Annotated in this window: 14 protein-coding genes; 2 read left to right on the top strand and 12 right to left on the bottom strand. The window is 65.7% G+C overall.

The window, feature by feature from the left end; genetic code table 11:
- Nucleotides 1-87 precede the first annotated feature (87 nt).
- The 5 genes from A9Z05_RS04185 to A9Z05_RS04165 are packed head-to-tail and all read right to left on the bottom strand — an operon-like array spanning nt 88 to nt 4,613.
- The gene (locus A9Z05_RS04185) at nt 88-576 is read right to left on the bottom strand and encodes a phage protein NinX family protein (protein WP_069616994.1); all 489 of its coding nucleotides are present in this window, start codon (nt 574-576) and stop codon (nt 88-90) included.
- A 29-nt stretch (nt 577-605) separates the two neighbouring features.
- Nucleotides 606-1,397: an endonuclease/exonuclease/phosphatase family protein gene (locus A9Z05_RS04180; RefSeq protein WP_069616993.1), complete on the bottom strand. Its 792-nt coding sequence runs from the start codon at nt 1,395-1,397 to the stop codon at nt 606-608.
- A complete protein-coding gene (locus tag A9Z05_RS04175) occupies nt 1,388-3,586 on the bottom strand; it encodes a VTT domain-containing protein (RefSeq protein WP_069616992.1) in 2,199 nt (732 codons plus the stop codon). The genes A9Z05_RS04180 and A9Z05_RS04175 overlap by 10 nt, the downstream gene beginning before the upstream one ends.
- Nucleotides 3,583-3,921 (bottom strand): hypothetical protein, encoded by a 339-nt coding sequence (locus A9Z05_RS04170; RefSeq protein WP_069616991.1) that lies wholly within the window; start codon nt 3,919-3,921, stop codon nt 3,583-3,585. Before A9Z05_RS04170 ends, A9Z05_RS04175 begins: the two co-directional genes overlap by 4 nt.
- Entirely contained in the window at nt 3,918-4,613 is a 696-nt protein-coding gene (locus A9Z05_RS04165) for an MgtC/SapB family protein (RefSeq protein ID WP_041492325.1), read from the bottom strand. The genes A9Z05_RS04170 and A9Z05_RS04165 overlap by 4 nt, the downstream gene beginning before the upstream one ends.
- 176 nt (nt 4,614-4,789) lie before the next feature.
- Here A9Z05_RS04165 and A9Z05_RS04160 point away from each other — a divergent pair, with 176 nt between their 5' ends.
- Together A9Z05_RS04160 and A9Z05_RS04155 are read left to right on the top strand one after the other, a co-directional pair.
- On the top strand, nt 4,790-5,032 hold the full coding sequence (locus A9Z05_RS04160) for a DUF6566 family protein (RefSeq protein ID WP_069616990.1): 243 nt from the start codon (nt 4,790-4,792) through the stop codon (nt 5,030-5,032).
- 91 nt (nt 5,033-5,123) lie between these two features.
- Nucleotides 5,124-5,831: a succinate dehydrogenase/fumarate reductase iron-sulfur subunit gene (locus A9Z05_RS04155; protein ID WP_069616989.1), complete on the top strand. Its 708-nt coding sequence runs from the start codon at nt 5,124-5,126 to the stop codon at nt 5,829-5,831.
- Nucleotides 5,832-5,861: 30 nt separating this feature from the next.
- On the opposite strand, the gene A9Z05_RS04150 is transcribed toward A9Z05_RS04155, so the two are convergent.
- The 7 genes from A9Z05_RS04150 to A9Z05_RS04125 all read right to left on the bottom strand — a co-directional run bounded on the left by A9Z05_RS04150 (nt 5,862) and on the right by A9Z05_RS04125 (nt 13,732).
- Nucleotides 5,862-6,293: a hypothetical protein gene (locus tag A9Z05_RS04150; RefSeq protein WP_069616988.1), complete on the bottom strand. Its 432-nt coding sequence runs from the start codon at nt 6,291-6,293 to the stop codon at nt 5,862-5,864.
- A complete protein-coding gene (locus A9Z05_RS34025) occupies nt 6,269-7,735 on the bottom strand; it encodes a DUF6402 family protein (protein WP_256121836.1) in 1,467 nt (488 codons plus the stop codon). Before A9Z05_RS34025 ends, A9Z05_RS04150 begins: the two co-directional genes overlap by 25 nt.
- 555 nt (nt 7,736-8,290) lie before the next feature.
- Nucleotides 8,291-9,343 carry a Rieske (2Fe-2S) protein gene (locus A9Z05_RS04145; RefSeq protein ID WP_069616987.1) on the bottom strand — a complete coding sequence of 351 codons (1,053 nt, stop codon included), beginning with the start codon at nt 9,341-9,343 and terminating at the stop codon, nt 8,291-8,293.
- Entirely contained in the window at nt 9,340-10,395 is a 1,056-nt protein-coding gene (locus tag A9Z05_RS04140) for a Rieske 2Fe-2S domain-containing protein (RefSeq protein WP_069616986.1), read from the bottom strand. The genes A9Z05_RS04145 and A9Z05_RS04140 overlap by 4 nt, the downstream gene beginning before the upstream one ends.
- Before the next feature lie 12 nt (nt 10,396-10,407).
- Nucleotides 10,408-11,502: a methyltransferase type 12 gene (locus tag A9Z05_RS04135; RefSeq protein ID WP_069616985.1), complete on the bottom strand. Its 1,095-nt coding sequence runs from the start codon at nt 11,500-11,502 to the stop codon at nt 10,408-10,410.
- Between the two features lie 13 nt (nt 11,503-11,515).
- Nucleotides 11,516-12,478 carry a cyclopropane-fatty-acyl-phospholipid synthase family protein gene (locus A9Z05_RS04130; protein WP_069617021.1) on the bottom strand — a complete coding sequence of 321 codons (963 nt, stop codon included), beginning with the start codon at nt 12,476-12,478 and terminating at the stop codon, nt 11,516-11,518.
- 579 nt (nt 12,479-13,057) lie between these two features.
- Nucleotides 13,058-13,732 (bottom strand): HAD family hydrolase, encoded by a 675-nt coding sequence (locus A9Z05_RS04125; protein ID WP_050013954.1) that lies wholly within the window; start codon nt 13,730-13,732, stop codon nt 13,058-13,060.
- Nucleotides 13,733-13,913: the final 181 nt, after the last annotated feature.

Below are 13,913 nucleotides of genomic sequence, written 5' to 3'. Positions count from 1 at the left end.
GCGCGATTCCCTGCGGGCACGGCGTGTGCGGAAAGCCGGCCGGAAAGGGCCTGTCGTTTTTACATGACCGCCGGACTCGCGCATGATCTACATGCGTGGTACCGAGCGGATATCCGAACTGTCTCCCGTCGCCGGATCGTCATCTGACGTCGGAATCGGCACACCCGGGTCATACCGCACCACCGCCCCATGTTCGATCCGGTGCGGAAACGGCGGCGGCTCGTCCACCTCGTCGCCGAAGCGCGCGCGCACGAACGCGCGCAGCAGTGCCACGCGCGCATCGCGGCCGTGGGCGCCGCACGTCGACGGCCCGTCGACGAAGGTTGCGTCGCATTCGACGTCGTCGCCGTGGCGGGCGATTCGCAGGTCCTCCACGCGTTCAAGCACCGTGCCCGCATCGGCCCACGATGCCGAAGGCGCAAACGGCGCGTCGAGGTGCCGGAACGCGTCGCACGCGGCCGTCACGACGACGGTCGGCGCGACGGCCGTGAAGCGCAGCGTGTCTTCGTCGTCGGCGCACAACGCGCGTGCACACCAGTAGTCGAGATCCTTTCCGTCGAGTGCGTCGGTTCGCATGAGCTGCCTCCGTCGGATCGAAAAACGGCTTACCGCGCAAGCACCGTGCCCGTCGCCGGCGTCGCGCGCATCCGGGCCACCAGCGGATAGTGGTCGGACGCGTGCCGCGCCCGCGCGCTGCGATGCACCGCCACGTCGACCAGTAGCTCGCCCGGATGAATCCAGATCCGGTCCAGCGAGAACACCGGGCACACGGTCGGGAACGTGCGCGGCGCCGGCGCGCGCCGGAACCGCGTGACGAGCGCCTGCAGCGCGCGGCCGCGCACGAACCATTCGTTGATGTCGCCGAGCAGGATCACCGGCATCGCGCCCGTATCGAACGCCGCGAGCAGCCGCTGCACCTGCGCGCTCCGTTCGCTGGCCGACAGCCCGAGATGCGTCGCGACCACGCGGATCGGGCCCGCGCTGCAATCGATGTCGGCGTCGAGCGCGCCGCGCGGCTCGCGCGGATGGAACGACAGGTCGAGCGTGCGCGCCGCGCGGATCGGGCAGCGTGACAGCACCGCGTTGCCGTAGCGGCGCTCCGGCGTATCGATCGTCGCGCCGGCCACCGCATGCATGCCGGTCGCGTCGCGCAGGTGCGCGAGCACGTCGGGCGCACGCGTGCCGCCGAGCGGCACTTCCTGCAGCGCGATCACGTCCGCATCGAGTTCGTCGATCACCGCCGCGATCCGGTCGACCGCGCGCGCCGGCCAGGCGCCGTAGCCGCCGTGAATGTTGTAGGTCGCGATCCGCAGGTCGCGCCCGCCCGGCGCGGCGGCGGGCGCCGCGTCGGCGGTGACGACGTGCGGCGGCGGGGCCGGACCTTTGCTCAGCGCCATCGTCGCAGCACCCTCACGAGCAGGATCGACACGCCGACCAGCGCGAGGCCGATCGCCGCGAGCCACGCGAACGCGCCGGGCCCCGGGTGGCTGAGCGCGGCGGTCAACTGGTGCGCGAACGTGACCGTCAGCACGATGCCGGGCAGCATCCCGAGCGCGGTGCCGATCAGGTAGTCGCGCAGCCCGATGTGCGACGCGCCGGCGACGAGGTTCACGACGGTGAACGGCGCGATCGGCAGCAGCCGCAGCACGGCCATCGCGACCACGCCGCGCCGGCCGATGTGCTCGCTCAGCCGGTTCGCGCGCGGGCCGGCCAGCCGGCGCACCGCGTCGCGCCCGAGCCAGCGGCCGAGCGCGTAGGTCGCGGCGGCTGCGGCCATCGAGCCGACGCCCGCATACGCGAAGCCCGGCCACGCGCCGAACACGAGCCCCGTCGCGGCAATCAGCAGCGTGATCGGCACCGCGAAGGTCGCGGCGATCACGTAGGCCGCGAGCAGCAGCACCGGCGCGGCCGGCAGCCGCGCGATGCCGGCCACCGCGCGCGACAGCGACGCGACGTTCAGGTGCGCGCCCAGCGGCGTGAAGCGCCACGCAAGCGCCAGCGCGGCGATCGCGAGCACCACCGCGCCCAGCACGAAAAAGCGCGCGGTGAGCGAGCGATGCTGCTCGTGCGGCACGAATTCGCGGACGAATCGGTCGGGCTCGATCGGCTGCTCGGGGTCGAGCCGCGCGCTGACCGGCACGAGCGCCTCGAATTGCGGCGACACGGCCGGGTCGAGCGTGCGCAGCGTGCGGCCCGGCTTCGCGCGCAGCCGGTCGAGTACGACGTTCGGCCGTTCTCCGCACGCGAATGCGTCGGCCACCGCCGCGGGCGTCGTGCCGAGGTGCTCGGCCAGCAGCCGCTCGCGCATGCCGGCGATCGTCGCGCGGACGCGGGCATCGCCGCCCGCGACCAGCGCGATGCAGCATTCGGTGTCGAGCAGCATCGAGCGGTTGTTCAGGTTCGCGCTGCCGATCACGATGCATTCGTCGTCGACGATCGCGACCTTGCTGTGCACGTTCACGCACCCGTCGCCGAGCCCGTCGACGTGCGGATACAACAGCCGGTAGCGATCGAAGCGGTCGGCCGACGCGAGCGTCGCGTGCAGCCGCGCGCGCAGCACGCCCATCGTCGCTTCCTGCAGCCAGCCGCTCTGCACGCGCGGCGCGACGACCGTCACGTCCGGCCCGTGCGCGTCGGCGAGGCGTTCCGACAACGCTTCGCGCACCACCGCCGCGGTGAAGTACTGGTTTTCGACATACAGGTGCCGCTCCGCGGCGCGGATCGTGTCCTCGACGAGCGCACGCACCTGCGTGATCGGTTCGCGGCCGCCGTGGCGCGGTGCGGTGTACGCGATGCCGAGCCGCACGTCGCGCACGTCGACGCGCGCGTCGGGCGGCCACGGATCGGGGTCGTCCGGCCGGTCGAGATGCCGCTGCGCGCGGATCGCGATCGGGCGCCCGCACGCCTGCAGCCAGCGGGCTCGCGCCTGTTCGCCGATCGCGGCGGCCGCGTCGCCGTCGAACATCGCGTGCACGTCGTGGAACGGGCCGTACGGCATGCCGTGCTCGTCGCGGCGGCGCGGGTCGTCGGCCGCATGCGCGGGCGTGTCCCAGCGGGCGCGCGTCAGGTCGAGGCCGCCGACGAACGCGAGCCGGTCGTCGATCACGACGAGCTTCTGGTGATGCGACGCGCCGCGCGGGTGCGCGTCGTCGAGCCGGAACCGGATGCCCCGATGTGCCTGCCAGCCGGCCCGATACACGGGCGGCCAGTCGCGCTCCAGCGCATAGATCATCGCGAAATCCCACGCGAGCACGTAGATGCGCAGGTTGTGGCGGGCGGACGCGAGCGCGTGCAGGAAGGCCGCGAGCGTGTCGGGCAGCGTGTCGTCGGCGCCGCCCGGCGCGAGCCGCATCCGGCTGTCCACGTCCCAGCCGACGATGAACACCGTATGGCGCGCACGCAGCAGCGCGGCGCGCAGCGTCGAGAAATACGCGTCGCCGTCGACCAGCATCGCGAATCGGTCGGCATGGCGGATCGTGTCGCAGTTGCGCCCCTGTTCGAGCAGGCCGTGCCGCGAAGGGCCGTCCGCCGGCGCGGTATCGACGCGCCGATCGTCGGCGCGCGGCACGCGGTCCGGCACGATCATCGTGCGCCGACGTCCCGGCCGCCGTCGATCCGCTGCAACAGCGCGTCGCAGCGTGCGCGCAGCGCCTGCAATTCCGGCGAATCCGCGTCGAGCCGCACGCGCTCGCCGCTGTGCGGATCGCCGTGCGTGATCGCGATGTCGTAGATCTCCTGCGCGATCGTCGCCGACGCGTGCGCGATCCTGATCCGGTCGAGCCACTCGCATTCGGCGTGTCGGCACGCGAGCCACGCGCGCAACGCGCCGACCAGCTGGCTGGTCGTGAGCCACGCGCCGCTGCGCATGCGGGCGGCGAGCTGGCTCGTCACGAGATAGGAGAGCAGGTCGGTCTGAGTCACACGAAACTCCTTGACGAGGTGTCGGGTTGACAGGTCCGGACGCACGCGATGTTTTGCAGCGTTTCGCAGATCGCCGCAAATTCCGGCCCGCTCGTGCGCGAGAACGAGACGGAGATGTCGTCGGTGTCCGGATCGTCGTCCGACTGCTGGACGATGAACCGTTTCACGCGAACGCGGCCGGGGCCGAGCGCCTCGTGCAGCGTGCCGAGCGTCAGGCCGCCGCGTTCGGCCACGAGCAGCAGCGTGCGCTGCTGGCGCTGCGCGATGAAGCGGCGCTCAAGCGGCTTCACGCCCGCGAGGATCGCGAGCACGATCGCCGTCGCGCCGACCGATGCAACCACCATGCCGCCGCCCGCGGCGAGCCCGACGCCGGCCACCGCCCACAGGCTCGCGGCCGTCGTCAGCCCGCGCACCACTTCGCCGCGCAGCAGGATCGAGCCCGCGCCGAGAAAGCCGATGCCGGACACGACCTGCGCGGCGACCCGCGACGGATCGAGCACGACGCCGTTTTGCCCGCGCACGTCCTCGAAGCCGAACGTCGACACCAGCATCACGAGCGCGGAGCCCACGCACACCAGCATGTGCGTGCGTAGCCCCGCGGCCCAGTTCAGGCGTTCGCGTTCGAGCCCGATCACGCTGCCGAGCAGCGCGGCCAGCAGCAGGCGTCCAAGCAATTCGAGGTGGCCGATCATGATGTGCATCCCTTCCGGCGCTTCGCGATGCGGGCCGGTAACGGTTCGATGCGGAAAAGGGACGCAAGCAGCGTGCCGGCCGGGCACGGCGCGTGCGCGCGAGGCCGGCGGCGCGCACGGCGATCATGCGGTGCGCATTTTTTTCATCGCCATCGCAGATAAGACAGGAGGCCACCGTGGCACATCAACAGGACGCACAGGTTCGGGACCCGTATCGCGGCCACGAAATCCTGGTATGGGCGCGACCCAACGAGCGCGGCGCATGGCGCGACGAGGTACAGGTGTACGTCAACGGCGCGCGCATCGAGCTGATGGTACCGGAGGCCGCCGGCCCCGAATGGCTGACCGAGGTCGAGGCGCTGCGTGCGGGGCTCGAGCGCGGCCGCTATCTGATCGACAAGCGCGTGGACGACGACTGACCGGCGTGGCGCTTGCGGCGCCGTTGGCCGCGACAGTCGTCCCGCAGCATCCCTTGAACCCACCCATGCCGGCTCGCGCCGGGAGGAACCGATGAGCGATCCGCGCACCCTGCATATCTACCGCTACGACCCCGACCGCGACACGGCGCCTTACATGCAGCGCTACGAGATCGACGTGAACCCGGACGACCGCATGCTGCTCGACGTGCTCGGGCGCGTGAAGCGCGACGACGAGACGCTGTCGTATCGGCGTTCCTGCCGCGACGGGATCTGCGGGTCGGACGCGATGAACATCAACGGCAAGAACGGCCTCGCGTGCCTGACCAACATGCAGACGCTGCCGCGCGAGATCGTGCTGCGGCCGTTGCCCGGGCTGCCGGTGGTGCGCGACCTGATCGTCGACATGACCGACTTCTTCAACCAGTACCACTCGATCCGGCCCTACCTGATCAACGACACGACGCCGCCCGCGCGCGAGCGGCTGCAATCGCCGGAAGAGCGCGACCAGCTCGATGGGCTGTACGAATGCATTCTGTGCGCGTGCTGTTCGACGTCGTGCCCGAGCTACTGGTGGAATCCGGACAAGTTCGTCGGGCCGGCCGGGCTGCTGCAGGCGTACCGCTTCATCGCCGATTCGCGCGATCTGGCGACGGCCGAACGGCTCGACGATCTGGAGGATCCGTACCGGCTGTTCCGCTGCCGGACGATCATGAACTGCACGGACGTGTGCCCGAAGGGGCTGAATCCGACGAAGGCGATTTCGGAGATCCGGACGATGCTGGTCAGGCGGACGGTGTGACGCAGGGCGTCTGATTGCTTGCTCTCGAAATTATAAAAATGATGCGATAAGCCGTTGCAGCAACGGTATTCGCGCCGTCCACCCGTCCATCCTGGATGGCGGCATGGCGATGAACCGTAATGGAGACGACTTCGATTGGTCGTAGTAGAAAATAGTGTCGTCGCCGTACTCCAGTTCCCGAGGGGCTGCATCGTTGATCGTGCGCACCGCAAAATACCGCTCCGCCAGCACGTCCCCGGCCGGGCCTATCACCCGGAGCCGAATTTCGTCGCCGTCGCCAAAGGAGCGACGTGCGCCACACAGCTCGATTTTGTATTTCTCGCCCTCGAACTCTTTCGTTCCCCCGTTAAGCGCCTGGGTATAGTTTTCGCAACCCCCATATGATTTCCGAAACGCTATAGACGGGATCGCCAGCGCCAAAATGAGCGCGAGCGCGATTAGATTTTTTCTGGTGGCCTGCATATTTCGCCCAAGCTCAATTTAATGGGGTTTGTCAACTTGAGATATCGAAATTGAGAATATATCACGAAATCCTCTCCGCGATTATGCTTGATTCTCCAATCGTTGTAGGTTTTGTTGAAAACAGGATAGTGTACATCACAGGCTCTGAATTTCTTGGCTAGGCCTTTCCGGGTATCTATGGGTTTATCCAGAAAATCACCGATCAGATATTTCCATTTAATTCTCGAATCAATTTCGAGAGAGTCTCCAAGGTTCGAGCTGACGCCGGTTCGATATAGAAGCTCCCTGATTCGTCCTCCGTTCGTGATGATCATGCCATTTTTATTCCAGTGCCCCAAATATTGGCTGCTCGATGGGGACTTCCCGTCATTGAAGGAGTAACTGTCTTTTATGTAGGCGTAAACGTGTGTTATGGACGCGATCAAGTCGGTGCAATAGGATTTGGTCTGGTTATGATTGTCGTATTTGTAATATCTGTCTCCAGAAAACTCCACGCGCCCGATGGCGGCATAGATGTTGAAGTTAGCCAGAGCGGCAGTCAAATCTGTCGGCGCATACGGGAGACCTCCCGTCGTATCAAAGCTCGAAACATTGACGAGTTGAAATTGCCACTTCCTGCAAAACTCGACGGGATTGCCTTTGTCGCCGACCGTCTTAAAATCGAAGGCTACCGAAGATGCGAACTTTTCTTTCACCACATGCCGTAGCAGTTCTCTCAACCTTGCCATGGCATTTTCGTTGTAAATATTTTTCGAGATAAGCTCCTCGTATCGCTCTTTGACCTTCCCGAACTTGAGGGCCCAATCAAGGGTGACAGTGGTATTGTCAAACGGCTGGTCCGTTTTGAAGCTGTTGTCCCAAACATGCTTGGGGCCCCCGAACCATCGTCTGGCGAGCTTGGCCGCAACAGGCCATTTCATTCGGTCCATAGCCTCCGGAACATCCAGCAGATCGAAGGGAGGTGGACTCTCGCAATCTTCCGCGTCGGCTGGTTCGGACGACTTGCTAGATGACGCTTGCTTGGGTGGAGGTGGCTTTGCCGGCGCTGGCGCTTTCATCGTCCCAGGCTTTGCTGGTTCGGGCTCAGGAGGCTTGAAGGGTTTGGCTTCGCCCGGAGCAAGCTTGTCCATGCAAATCCCGTACGGTGTATTCAAGGGAACACATCCGTTGGTGCCAGCATATTCCTTCCACTTTGGCATTGAGAATGGAATCGATGATGTTTTTATTACATAATACGGAACTTTTTTGATTTCCTGCATAGGGTTTTTGATAGTAATTTTTGAAATAAGATGGTGCCAAATTAATAAATATTCAAAAAATGGAGCGGCAACAATGAAAACAACTGTTACATCAGCCTGCGTACTCGACGGTCGAAAAGACACGGACACGGCTTCCGCCCGAGGCGAAGAGCAAATCAAGCCAAGTGGCGTGTCCCGCTCCATACGGCCTCGATATCGGCTACGGCGGCCGCATATTCCTGCTGCCTCGGCGCTTCCGCCTTCTGCTACAGCCTGCCGAGTTCCAAGTTAACTTGCAGGTGGGTGCGGGTATTCTTTCATCGAAACCGGTTTAGTCTACGCGGATGCAGAAGTGCGGGAACAGGCCTCTGGGGGAATGTTCTTGTAATTGAATTTAATAATTAAGGGGGCGTGTCTGTTCGATAATTTAAAATTAAGGTTATCGGATTGCGGAAATTTACTGGTCAAAAGATATTCACGCACGAGCGTTATTCGTTGGCGACTTGAAAACACGGGAAAACGTACAGGCGCGGGTCGCAGCCAGCGTCGATTCTGGCGTTGTACGCGTCCCGCTCTTTGCGCCGGCCGCGAGGCCCGATGTCGATTTTTTACGGATATGGCGGGTCATTCTTGACGCCTGCACGCCGGTTGCGCTATCTGGAGGTGTGCGAAGTGCCAGATGCCGCGGAGTCAGAGCGTCGTACATGCGGAGTGCGCTGGAGCGTTCCAGTTCGTCAGTGACGCAACCGCCGGCTCCCGCTATTTCTCGGCGAACGCGTCCACACGCGTGTCGCACCGCTGCGCCGCCGGCCGACCCTCGCCCGGATAGAACTGCCGCGCCCATCGCTGAAACACCGGATACGGCCCGTCGCCTGCGACCGGCGTACCGTAGCCCGTGTAGTCGCGATTGCTCCACACCATGATGTCTTCCTTGAACACCGGCACCAGCCACAGTCGGTGCAGCAACCGGCCGAGCGCGGCGTAGACGATCCGCTGCAACGGGGCCGGCCATCGCGACAGCCACGAAAAGCGGAACGAGATGCCGTCCCGGAAGGTCCAGCGCAGCGGCGCGATCTGTACGCCGCACGCGAAGATCTTCGCTTCGAGGCCGATCGCCTTCATTTCATGGTCGGACGACACGCAGCCGAGGCCATGAACGCCGATCAGCGTGCTCCATTTGATGTTCTTCCATGCCATGTCCACCTGCATCGAAATGCGCGGGCCGTCGATCACCGGCGCATGCGGCTTCATGTCCTTCCAGCGGTGCAGTGCGCCGAAATGCTCGAGATCGTAGCCGTTTTCCGGCAGGTTCTGCATCACGCCGCGCAGCGTGAAAGCCTGACCGACGGGCGCCGAGAAGCCTGTCATGTCGACTTCCGGCAGTTCCCACGTCGGCGCGAGGCCATCGGCGTTCTGCCACACGAACACGAAGCCGTTCCACTCGCGCACATGCCGGGTGCGAAGCGTCAGCGCCTGGCCGCCTTTCGTGCAACCGGTGCCGGTGCGCCGGCCGTCGGGGCCATACGCGTAGTGATGGAACGGACAGACGATCTGCTCGCCGTCGACCGTGCCGCCGTGGCCCAGATGCGCGCCCTGGTGCGGGCAATACGCGTCGGCCGCGCACGCGACGCCGGATGCCGTCCGGTACAGCACGACATCGCGTCCCATGAATGGCGTCGCGAGCACGGCGCCGGGCTTCAGCTCGCGGCTGAAACACAGCGCGAACCATCCGTCCGGATAGGGCAGCGGCGCGGTTTCGTCGACCGGGCCGGTTGCATGCATCGCGCGCGCCTGCATCGGCATGGCACTCATCGCGCGAACTCCCGATCGGCGTGCGCGGGGGCTGCGGGCACGACGTCGCCTTGTCCGTCGATCCCGTTGCCGCCGGCCGCCGGATAGAACTGCGCGGCCCAGCGCCGGAACGTCATGATCGGCATCTCGCCCGCCATCAGCGTCGGGCGCGCGTCGTAGTCGCGGTGATCCCAGATGAGCAGGTCGCGTTTGAATTGCGGCACGAACCACAATCGGTACGCGGCGCTCACGAGTATCTCGTGCACGGCCCGGCGCAGCGGCGACGGCCACGCCGACACGCGTTCGACGCGCAGCGCGACGAATTCGCGACAGGTCCAGCGATCGGGTTCGATCTGCGTCGGGAACAGCACGACCCGCGCGTGCAGCCCGAGGTCCGGCAGTTCCATGCGCGCGGCCATGCAGCCCAGGCCGTGCATCGTGATGTCCAGCAGCAGCCGTTGGCCGAGCAGCACGAGCGTCGAGCGCATCGTCATCCGGTGGCCATCGGCTTGCGGCGGCTCGAGCACCGGATTCGACCACCCGTGCACCGGGCTGAAATGGTTGACGTCGACGCCGTTCTCGGCCGGATTCTGCAGGCTGCCGTTCAACGTATGGCATGCGCCGCGCGGCCGCGAATAGCCGTCGAGGTCCAGTTCGGGCAGCGACCACGATGGCGGCGCGCCCGCACGGTCGTGCCACGCGAGCACGAGCCCGTTCCATTCGCGCACGTGGCGCTGCCGCAGCCTGGCGGCGGGTGGCTTGCCGTCCCGCCCGGCGCGCACGCAGGTGCCGTCCGGCGCGAATGCGAGGTGATGGAACGGGCACACGATCTCCTCGCCGCGCACGACGCCGCCATGCCCGAGATGCGCGCCGAGGTGCGGACAATGTGGCGCGATCGCGCGAATCAGGCCGGATGCCGTCCGATAGAGCACGACGTCCTCGCCCATGAAGCGCGTGACGACCAGTGCGCCGCGTTTGACGTCGCGGCTGTAGGCCAGCGCGAACCAGCCGTCCGGATAGCGATGTCGCGAAGCGGCGGCGGGTTCGGGCACAACAGGGATCGATGCGTGCATGCGCGTCTCCAGTCACCGGTGCGAAGCCTGCCGGTCGGCCGCCGCGATTTCCTCGAGTGTCGGCAGCGCCGTCATCGCGATTTCGCCGCCGGCGAAGCGGCCGCCGCCGAGATCGTCGCCGTGGTAGCGGGTGCTGAACGCGTGAAATTCCGCGTTGCCCGCACTCATGTAGCCCAGTTCCGTCACGTAGGCCTGCGTGTCGGGGTCGTCCGCCAGCACGCCGGTCGCGACCGCTTCGCGCGCGTCGATCAGGCGGCGCTCGTTCGACGTGCAGAGCGCTGCCAGCCGGTCGAGCGCCGCCTGGACGTTCAACTGCTCGACGCGCATCAGGATCCAGACGGCATTGAATCGCTCGTGCGCGGAGCGTTCCTTGCGAAACGAAAACAGGTCGTTGACGAGGATCACCGAATCGATCGTCTTGTCCCGCGCGTCGGCCAGGGCCGCGTGTTGCGCGAGGCGCTGCCCCATGTCGACGTCGAGCGCGTATTCGGTGAGCAGCGTGATCCAGTGGCCGAAGCCCTCGACCCGACGAAACGCCAGATAGTCGGCGAGCGACAGGCGCGATGCGTCGGTCGCCGTCGGATCGGCCTGCGTGCGGATCTGCGCGCGGACGCATTCGACGAACCGCTGCCAAAAGGCCGGGCGCGCGTCGCACCGGGCGTGCATCGCGCGCAGCGTGTCGTGCAGCAGTCGAGCGGCGGGCACATCGGCCGGCGGCGGCGTGCCGTCGACGGCCGCAAGGAAATGATCGCGCAACGCGTCGAGCCCCGCCTGGTCGCCGGTGCGCGCCAGATGCGTGAAGGCGTCGTCCATCAGCGTCGTGACGTTCATCATGCGATGGATCGTGTACGCGCGATCGGGCCGCGCATTCGGATAGCACAGGCTGCCATACGCGGGAATGCGCTGCGCGAGAAAACGGCGCGCCGCCGCGTCGCTGCGATAGTGCCGCAGGATGTATGGATAGTCGTCGATCGCGAGTTGCTGCTCGATCGCTTCGTACTGCGGGTGCCGCGCGACGGGCAGCGACAGACGCGGCAGCGGCAGCACCAGCGTTTGCGTCGTGCTCGGCGCAGCGCTGGCGGCGTGTGGCGTTCCGGATGCTTGCATGCGGATCTCCGGGTTACGCGTCCGGTTTGACCGCGACGATGCTGTAGGTCGACACCTTGTTCTTGATCAGCGCGACGGACCAGTTTTCGGCGAGCACGCGCAATTCCTCCAGCGTGTCCGGCGCGCGGTGCGGAAAATGGCGGTCGATGTTGGCCTTGGCGTCCATCAGCCAGCGCGCAACGTCGATGTTCGACGGCAGCACGCGCATGTCGCGGATCGCGAACCCGGCGTCGATCAGCACCTGTCTGAAATAGTCGGGCGTCTTCCGGTGCTTGCACGCGATCCGGTCGATCTCGTCCGGCGTGTCGGACTCGTACTCGCTCAGTGCGACGTTGTACAGGTTATCGGAGATGATCACCGAGCCGCCGCCGCGCACGCGCGCATGCAGTGCGCGCATGGCCTTTTCGTACAGCGTGTTCGGGAAATGCGAGATCACGCCGCGAATGATCACGAGATCGTACTGCGCCGCGGGATCGGGCAGTCGGTCGACGTCCTGCGCGTTGCACTGATAGAGGTTGATGCGTCCAGCGAGCCCGTGCCGCGCATGAAAGCGTGCGCAGTACTCGAGTTGCTCGCGACTGACGTTGATACCGTCTAGGCGCATGCAACCGGGGAAGCGGCCCGCCAGATACTTGAGGATGTAGCCCCAGCCGCAGCCGATGTCGAGAATGCGCTCGACGCGTGCGGGAACGGGGTCGTCGAAGCCCGCGAGGCGAAGCTGACGTTCGAAGTAGCGAATGCCCGATTCATCGAGCGAGATCGGCGGCGTGGAGCGCGGATCGTCGTAGACGCCGAACTGGAACAACAGGTACTCGCCGATCGCCTTGCGCCAGTCGTCCGGACTGCCGGCGTAGGTCGCCTGCACTTTCTGCTCGTAGTCGCTCACCGTCTCGCCATGCAGCACGCGGATAGGCAGGGTGGGCTCCGGATGCGGCGCGCGCATGCCGGCGATTGCCTGTTCGCTGATCTGATTCATCGAAATCCTCGCGTCGTCCATTTCCGTCAAGCCGGACAAAACAATGCCCGCCGATCGAGCGGCAGCGCACGCCGTCACGAAACGCCGGCGCGAAAATGCTCCGCGGCCGATACGTGCGCTCGTGCGATTGAATGAATCGATGTAATGCTTCTGTCGAAGCGTTATGAAGGCGAAAGATCCGTGCGCATTTATAGGGCCCCGAATAAATGGCGAAAAGGGCGCCGCGACGCAGTATCGCGATGCAGACCCCATATCATGCACAGAATTTCTGGCTACGCGGGGTTGCGCCGGCTGGGCGGTTCGGCTCCGTATGGCACTCGCACTTTCACGATCCGGATACTGCGATCGTGAACCGGAGGCGAGGTGTATTTGTTATATGAGAGGTGATTCGTTTTTTCAAGAATCTTCCCGGCTGTTTTAAAAACACGGGAAAACAAGCATCGGTAAAAAATATTTTAAATCGCGATCGTCAATGGCAATCCGGATTGTTTCGATTCGATGAATCGAAACAGGCAGCCGCGCCGCGAACGATCACGCGCGGCTGCCCGGCCGGACGAAGCCGGGCGTGCCCCCCGGCGCCTACGGTCGCGCGGCAATCTCGTCGAGATGCCACAGCAGATCCGCCGGATCGTCGTACACGCGCAGCGCGCCCGCGCGTTCCAGTTCGTCGCTGCCGTACCCGCCGGCCAGCAGCCCGACTCCCAGCGCGCGGCAGCGGCTCGCGGCGAGCATGTCCCAGATGCTGTCGCCGACGACCACCGTATGCTCGATCGGCACGTTCAGTTTCGCGGCGGCGGTCAGGAACAGGTCGGGGTCCGGCTTTGCATACTTCACCTGATCGCGCGTGACGACGACGTTCTTCGCCGGATCGACGCCGAGCGCCTCGAGATTGATCGCCGCGGTTTCCATCCGCCCGCTGGTCGCGATCGCCCAGCGAATGCCGGCGTTCGACAGCGCGGCCAGCAACTCGCGCGCGCCCGGCAGCGGCCGGACCTGCGCGCGCAGCCGCTGGTACGCGGCCGCGTGCAGCCGCGCGAGCCGCTCGACACGGTCGGCGTCGATGTCGCCGTCCGTCTCGCGCAACAACTGATTCAGGAACAGGCCGCCGCTCATCCCGATCTTGCGATGGATGCGCCACACCGACAGTTCGATGCCTTCGGCATCGAGCGCTTCCTTCCACGCGAGTACGTGCTGATAGACGCTGTCGACGAGCGTGCCGTCGAGATCGAACAGAAATGACGTTTCAATGCGCATGTAAATCTCCTGGCCCGATAGTTTTCGGGCAAATCGTCGGCAAAACCCGGTTCGTCACATTATCGGCGCGCGGCCGTGTCACCGCCATGTCCCGCACCGCACGCGCCGCGCCTGGCGGCAGCGTGTCGAACGGCGCTGGTACAATCGCGCCGATGCGCCGGGCGGGCCGCCCGCGCGCCCA

Origin of the sequence: Burkholderia sp. A2, from assembly GCF_001729305.1 — a bacterium.
Taxonomy (GTDB): Bacteria; Pseudomonadota; Gammaproteobacteria; order Burkholderiales; family Burkholderiaceae; genus Burkholderia; species Burkholderia sola.
The sequence above is the reverse complement of the archived record's forward strand: the minus strand, read 5'-3'. Positions and strand labels throughout refer to the sequence as shown.